At 77.6% G+C, this 5187-nt stretch carries 5 protein-coding genes; 4 read left to right on the top strand and 1 reads right to left on the bottom strand.

Annotated elements, in window-relative coordinates; translation table 11 throughout:
• Both GTR02_RS19720 and GTR02_RS19715 read left to right on the top strand, forming a co-directional pair.
• A partial coding sequence (locus GTR02_RS19720; protein WP_166609186.1) for an OmpA family protein occupies positions 1–1344 on the top strand: 1344 nt, incomplete at its 5' end.
• A gap of 78 nt (positions 1345–1422) precedes the next feature.
• Entirely contained in the window at positions 1423–2208 is a 786-nt protein-coding gene (locus GTR02_RS19715; protein ID WP_166609185.1) for a GAF and ANTAR domain-containing protein, read from the top strand.
• 37 nt (positions 2209–2245) lie between these two features.
• Here GTR02_RS19715 and GTR02_RS19710 read toward each other — a convergent pair whose 3' ends face one another.
• Positions 2246–4384 carry a SpoIIE family protein phosphatase gene (locus GTR02_RS19710; protein WP_166609184.1) on the bottom strand — a complete coding sequence of 713 codons (2139 nt, stop codon included), beginning with the start codon at positions 4382–4384 and terminating at the stop codon, positions 2246–2248.
• Between the two features lie 242 nt (positions 4385–4626).
• On the opposite strand from GTR02_RS19710, the gene GTR02_RS19705 reads away from it, so the two are divergent.
• On the top strand, positions 4627–4920 hold the full coding sequence (locus GTR02_RS19705) for a hypothetical protein (protein WP_166609183.1): 294 nt from the start codon (positions 4627–4629) through the stop codon (positions 4918–4920).
• A gap of 117 nt (positions 4921–5037) precedes the next feature.
• Positions 5038–5187, top strand: a 150-nt coding sequence (locus tag GTR02_RS24985; protein WP_166609187.1) for a CBS domain-containing protein, incomplete at its 3' end; no start/stop codon positions are given.

Here is a 5187-nt window from a genome sequence, read left to right as displayed (position 1 = left end):
GGTCAGGCCTCGCCGTCCCCCGCCGCGGCGTCTCCCACCGCACCGGCGTCGCGTCCGGTCGTCGTCCGCACGGTCCCGCTGGACGGCGGCGAGCTGGAGGTCGGGCTGCACCCGCTGGTCCGCGTCGACGGGCCGACCTCGATCGGCGGGCTCGTCGTGCTGACGCTCGACCTCTCGGTGGCCCGGGCGCCCGCCGACGGCGACGTCTCCGTCGACGAGGTGCTGCGCTCCCCCGTGCGCGACGGCGACGCGGCCGTGGCGTCCGGTGTGCGCCTGCTCGACCTGCGCGGCGACGCCGCCCACGCCGTCGCCGTCGACGCCGCGGGCGCCAGCGTCCGCGCGGGCGACCCCGCGCGCTACGACACGAGCCTGCCGCCCGTGGGCACCGACCGACCCCGGCGGGTCCAGCTCCTCTTCGCCGCCCCCCCGCCCGGCGTGCCGGTCTTCGCGCTCGACTCGGCCGTGCTGACGCCGGCGGCCCAGGAGGCCCTGCTCACGGCGGCGGGCGACGTGCGCACCCGCGAACCCGGAGCCGTGACCGTCGTCGGGCACACCGACGACCAGGGGGCGGACGGGTACGACCTCGACCGCTCGCGCCGCCGCGCGCAGGCCGTCGCCGACGCCGTGGGCCCGCTGCTGGGTCCCGGCTACCCGCTGCAGGTGGACGGTCGCGGCGAGACCGAGCCCGCGGTCGCGGGCACCACGCAGGAGGCCCGCGCCCGCAACCGCCGCGTCGAGCTCACCGTCAGCACCCCCTCCGCGGGCGGCGCGGCGCTGGGGGTCCGGACCGCGCCGCTGCCCCCGGCCCCGCCGGCCACGGGCCGCGGCGCCGAGGGCGTCGTCGTCGAGCAGCAGGACGGCTGGTCGTTCCGCGTGCGGGCCGCGGGGGCGCGCCGGCTGCAGGGCAACGTGGTCGTCGACCTCGAGGTGACGGCGCTGCCCGCGGGCCCCGGGGCGGCCGGTCTGCCTCCGGCCCCCCTGCTGCTCGGCACCTTCCGCGACCCCCGCGACTTCGAGGTCACCGACGGCGGCGACACCGTGCGGGGGGCCGTGCTGCTGCAGGGCCCGACCGCGGTCTTCCCGCTGTTCGCCGCCGTCGGGGACGGGGCAGCACCGCGCGCGTGCGCGTGCGGCTACGGCGTGCGCGCCCTGCCCGAGGACACGACGGTCACGGTGAGCGCCGTCTACCCCGAGCTCGACGTCGCGGAGGTGGTGCTGCAGAACACCCCGGTGACGAGCGCCGACGTCGGCCTGCGGCTCACCGGGATCACCGTTCCGGCTGAGGCGGGCGCCCCGCTGCGCCGTTCGGGCGGCCCGGGCTCGCGGGGCGCACGCCTCGGCTAGGGTCCCGAGGAGGCGTGCCGCCCCCGCGGTGCGCCGGCGGCCGGGCGTGCGCACGCGGCCGGGATGCGGAGGACGGACATGACCGAGCGGACGGGTTCGGCCGGCAGCGTGGACGACGGCCTGCGGGACGGGCTGATCGCGCTGTCGCGCATCCCCTTCGGCACCCAGTCGCTGACCGAGGTGCTGCGCCGCATGGCGGAGCTCGCGGTGGCCGCGGTCCCCGGTGCCGACGAGGTCTCGATCACCCTGCTCGACGCGCAGGACCGCGCGCAGACGGTCGCCTTCTCGGGCGACCTCGCGACCGTCCTCGACGAGCGGCAGTACGCCGACGGCTACGGCCCCTGCCTCGACGCGGCGCAGTCCGGCGAGACCATCCGCATCGACGACACCGCCCGCAGCGAGCACTACCCCGAGTTCGCGGCGACGGCCCGGCGGGTGGGCGTGCACAGCACCGTGGCGATCGGGATGCCGCTGCCCTACGAGGGGCTCGCGGCCCTCAACGTCTACACCCGCACGCCGGGCCGCCCGCTCGACGAGGCCGCCCTCACCGCGGTGCGCTCCTTCGCCGACCACGCGGCCGTGTCGATCGCCAACGCGGCGCTGCTGTCCAGCCGCGACCGGGTCGCCGAGCAGCTGACCACCGCCATGCGCACCCGCGCGGTCATCGAGCAGGCGAAGGGCGTGGTCGCCACCATGTGCGCGTGCGACCCCGAGGAGGCGTTCGAGTTCCTGCGCAAGCGGTCGCAGTCGCTGAACCGCAAGCTGCACGACATCGCCGCGCAGGTCGTCGACGACGCCGTCCACGGCCGCGTCAGCCCCTTCACGGCCCCGGCCCGGCCGGCGCCGGAGGCGTCCGCGGACTGAACCGCCGTGGGCGCGGGCCCGCGGACGGTCGCCGCCGTCAGACGGTGACGACCAGCAGGGCCACGTCGTCCTCGCCGTCGGCGTCGAGGCGCAGCAGGTCCTCGCAGACGCCCTCGGGGTCGGCGGGGGCCCCGGCGAAGGCGGCCGCGAGCCGCTGCAGCCCCACGCTCAGGTCCTCGCCGCGGCGCTCGACGAGGCCGTCGGTGTAGGCCAGGACCGTCGACCCGGGCTCCAGGTGGTGCCAGGTGCTGGTCCGCGGACCCGGCTGCACCCCCAGCAGCAGGTCGTGCGCGGACGTGAGCGGCTCGACCCGCCCGTCGGGGTGGCGCACCATCAGCGGCGGGTGGCCGGCGCTGGAGCAGGCCATCGCCCAGCCGCCCCCGGGCGCCGGCTCGAAGCGCGCGTAGGCCAGCGTCGCGAGCGTCGGGATCCGCAGGGCCGCGAGCAGGTCGTCGACGCGCTCGAGCACCCGGTGCGGGTGGGTGCGCTCGGTGTCCCACGCGCACGCGCGCAGCAGCCCGCGCAGGTGGCCCATCGCGGCGGCCGCGAGGACGTCGTGGCCCACCACGTCGCCGATCGCGAGGCCGAACGCCTCGCCGGGCAGGTCGACGAGCTCGTAGAAGTCCCCGCCCACCTCCGCGCCGGACTCGCTCGCGCGGTAGCGGGCCGCGGCCCGCACGCCGGGGATGACCGGGAGCTCGGGGAGCAGGCTGCGCTGCAGCGTCTCCGCGATGCGGTGCTGCTCCTGGTAGAGCCGCGCGTTGTCGAGGATCAGACCCGCACGGCGCCCGAGGTCCAGCGCCACACCCAGGTCCTCCTCCGTGTGCGGGGGCGAGTCGGCCCGGCGCACGAGGATCATCAGGTCGCGGGGCTGGTGGCGGTGCGGCAGCGGCACCATGAGCACCGACGACGCCCCCAGGGCCTCCGACTCGGCCAGGACGCTGCCGTCGGAGACCCAGCTGCGCCGCTGGGCCCGGTTCGCCGCCCCGTCGTAGTCGGTGATGCGCCGGGCCCCGCCGCCCGCGAGCAGCCGCTCCACCCAGCCGCCCGGCTGGATCGAGGCGTGCAGCCGCTGCACGTAGCGCTCCATCTCCGGTGCGCGCTCCGGATCGCGGTGCTTGCCCGAGAGGTGGTCCACGACCCCCTTGGCGTCGGTGCTCGCGACGACGACCCAGTCGGCCAGCGCGGGCACGACGAGGTCGACGAGGCGCTGACGGCACTCGGCGACGTCCAGGGTCACCGCCAGCCGGCTCGTGGCCTCGGCCAGCAGGGCCAGGCGGGAGCGGGCCAGCTCGGTCTCGCGGTGGGCCTCCTCGGCGGCGCGGCGGGCGTCGCGCTCGGCCTGCAGCGCGCGGTCCCGCTCGTGGTCGGCGGCCACGCGGTGGGTGACGTCGGTCTGGATGCCGACGAAGTGGGTGAGGACGCCGTCCGCGTCGTGGATCGGGCTCACCGACAGCTGGTTCCAGAAGGCGGTGCCGTCCTTGCGGTAGTTCAGGAGGGTCGTCGTCACGGCGTCGCCCGCCGCGAGGGCGGCGCCCACCTCCGCCACGACCGCCCGGTCGGTCGCACTCCCCTGCAGGAACCGGCAGTTGCGGCCCACGGACTCGGCCAGCGAGTACCCGGTCGTCGTCGTGAACGCGGGGTTCACCCACACGAGCGGCAGGTCGTCGGCCCGGGCGTCGGCCACCGTGAAGGCCAGGCCGGTCGCGATGACGGCGCGGTCGCGCAGGTCCGCCTGGCTGCGGGCGGCGCTCACCGCGGCCTGCGCGCTGACCCGGTCGCGCAGCGGCAGCAGCACGACGAGGGCGTGGCCCTGCAGCAGGGGCGCGTCGAGCATGGGGAGGGCGATCACCCACAGGGGTTCCCGCTGCCGGCCGAGCTCGCTCAGCCGGGCGGCGGAGACCGCCTGGCCCTCGACGGGGCTGGAGCGGGCGACCCGGGACAGCGGGTGGGCCGTCTCCGAGAGGGGGTTGCCAGCGACGTCGCGCAGCACCGCCGCGTCCGACCACGCGTCCAGGGCGACGGGGAGTCCCACGCCGGGCGCGAGCTGCTCGGCGACGTCGTTGGTGTAGACCACCGTCCGGGCGTCGAGGTCGACCAGCAGCACCGCGGCCGGGCCCGTCGCGGCGACGAGGGACAGCTCCGCCGCCACCGTCGACCCGGTGTCCGAGGTCATGCACCCTCCACGCTGCTGCCGGACCGTCCGCCCCGAACGGTTCCTGTGAGCCTACGGGGGGTCGCCGGTGCGCGCGGCGGCGTCCGACCCGGGTGGGGGCCGGACGGAGTGGGGAGCCGTGCCCGTCCCGTGGGGGGACGCGTGACGAACACGGCCCGTCCAGGGCAGCACACCGGCGACGTGATCGCCCCCCGTGCCCGCTCGCCGGCCCGCGCGCCCCGCCGGCGGCGTAGCGTCGGGGCATGGTGCACGTCGGGGGCAGCGGCCGCTACGTCGAGGGCGAGCGGGTCTTCGCGCCGCCCTCGGGGGTCTTCGACGCCGACTGGGTCGCCGGCATCGTCGTGGACCGCGAGGGCGCGCGTTCCGGCGACCGCGTCGAGCTGGCCCGCGCGGCCCAGCTGGCCTGGGACGCCCGCGGGCGGGGTGCCGACGGCGCCGGGGAGCTCGCCGCCGTGCGGGCCGGCGGCTTCGACGAGCCGACGGCCGCCGCGGTGTGCGGCGCCGTCGCGGACTACGTCAGCGCCTACGGCAGCTGAGCCACCGGTCCGCGGCGCGCTCCCTTGCGCGTCGCGCGCCCGCCCCGCAGGGTGCACCCGGAGGGCGCACGCGCGCCCCGACGACGACGAGGAGGTCCCGTGCTGGTCCGCGAGGCGATGAGGAGCCCGGTCGTGACGGTCGGCCTGGACGACGACGTCCCGCACACCGCCCGGGTGCTGCTGCACCACGGCATCTCCTCGGTGCCCGTCCTCGACGGCGGCGGCCGCCTCGTGGGGGTGGTGAGCGAGTCCGACCTGCTGCGGGGG

The sequence above is a fragment of the Kineococcus siccus genome, assembly GCF_009906795.1.
GTDB lineage: Bacteria > Actinomycetota > Actinomycetes > Actinomycetales > Kineococcaceae > Kineococcus > Kineococcus siccus.
The sequence above is the reverse complement of the archived record's forward strand: the minus strand, read 5'-3'. Positions and strand labels throughout refer to the sequence as shown.